This window comes from Paraburkholderia sp. BL18I3N2, assembly GCF_003001875.1.
Lineage (GTDB): Bacteria > Pseudomonadota > Gammaproteobacteria > Burkholderiales > Burkholderiaceae > Paraburkholderia > Paraburkholderia phytofirmans.
In genome coordinates, this window is the sequence record NZ_PVNC01000068.1 from 1 (window position 1) to 1369 (window position 1369).

Genomic DNA, 1369 nt, shown 5'->3' on the forward strand with positions numbered 1-1369 from the left:
GAGCCTGTCAGATTTTTAGTGTGTCGAGGTCATGAGACGATAACGGAAATAACGTCCAATGACCGAAACAACAGTGACCAAGAAGAGCAAGAACCCGAAGGCGCCGAAGCTGTTCCCCGATGAGCTGATCGATCAACTGCTGGCGCAGGTGCAGAACAGGAACGCCGAGTCGGTTCTCGGGGAATCGGGCCTGGCCGGGCAACTGAAGAAGCAACTGGCTGAGCGCATGTTGGCCGCGGAGCTGACGCATCACCTGGAGAGCGAGGCGGAGCAAGGCAGCGCCGGCAACCACCGCAACGGTACGAGCCGCAAGACAGTGCTCACACCCAACGGCGAACTGACGCTGGATATCCCGCGAGACCGGCAGGCGACGTTCGAGCCGCAACTGGTCGGCAAGTACCAGCGCCGGCTGGCGGGATTCGACGACCACGTCATCAGCATGTACGCGCGCGGCATGAGCGTACGCGAGATCCAGGCTCACCTGCTGGAGCTGTACGGCCTGGAAGTGTCGCCCGATCTGATTTCCACGGTCACCGACGAGGTGCTGGCTGAGGTCGAGCAGTGGCAACAACGCCCGCTCGAGGCGATGTATCCGATTGTGTATTTCGACGCACTTCGACTGAAGATCCGCGACGAGGGCACGGTCAGGAACAAGGCGGTGTACCTGGCGCTGGGCATTCGGGCTGACGGCCGCAAGGAAGTGCTGGGCTTGTGGATCGAACAAACCGAAGGCGCCAAGTTCTGGTTGAAGGTTTTCAACGAGTTGAAGAATCGCGGTTTGCACGACATCCTGATTGCGGTGGTCGACGGCCTGCGTGGGTTCCCGGAGGCCATCGAGGCGGTGTTTCCGGCCGCGCAGATCCAGACCTGCATCGTGCATCTGATCCGTAATTCGCTGAATCTGGCGAGCTGGAAGGACCGTAAGCCGCTGGCTACCGCGCTCAGGCCGATCTATCAGGCCGCCTCGGCTGAAGCGGCGGCCGCGGCGCTCGAGGCCTTTGCGCAAAGCGAATGGGGTCGCAAATTCCCTACCGTCCCGGCCATGTGGCAACGCCAATGGGAGCAGGTGATTCCCTTCTTTGCCTATCCTCACGAGGTGCGTCGAATCGTTTATACGACCAACGCCATCGAGAGCATGCACATGCAGTTGCGCAAGATCGTCAAGAATCGTGGCCACTTCCCGAGCGACGAAGCCGCCAGCAAACTGCTGTATCTGGCCTTGCGCAACATTGAAAAGGATTGGAAGATGCCGCCTATCACCTGGCGGCAAGCTGTCAATCAGTTCGCCATTCTGTTCGGTGAGCGATTCACCGCCGCCATCAGCTGAGATTTTTAACCGGCCTCAGCACACGAAATTTCTGACACCTCC

Annotated in this window: 1 protein-coding gene; it reads left to right on the top strand. The window is 59.7% G+C overall.

Annotation, left to right across the window (positions count from 1 at the left end; genetic code table 11):
* Positions 1-58: 58 nt before the first annotated feature.
* On the top strand, positions 59-1327 hold the full coding sequence (locus B0G75_RS40015; protein ID WP_106285464.1) for an IS256 family transposase: 1269 nt from the start codon (positions 59-61) through the stop codon (positions 1325-1327).
* Positions 1328-1369: the final 42 nt, after the last annotated feature.

What these genes read in the sequence shown, in the direction of transcription:
- B0G75_RS40015 (WP_106285464.1), top strand. Translation starts at nt 59, where the DNA reads ATGACCGAAACAACAGTGACCAAGAAGAGCAAGAACCCGAAGGCGCCG.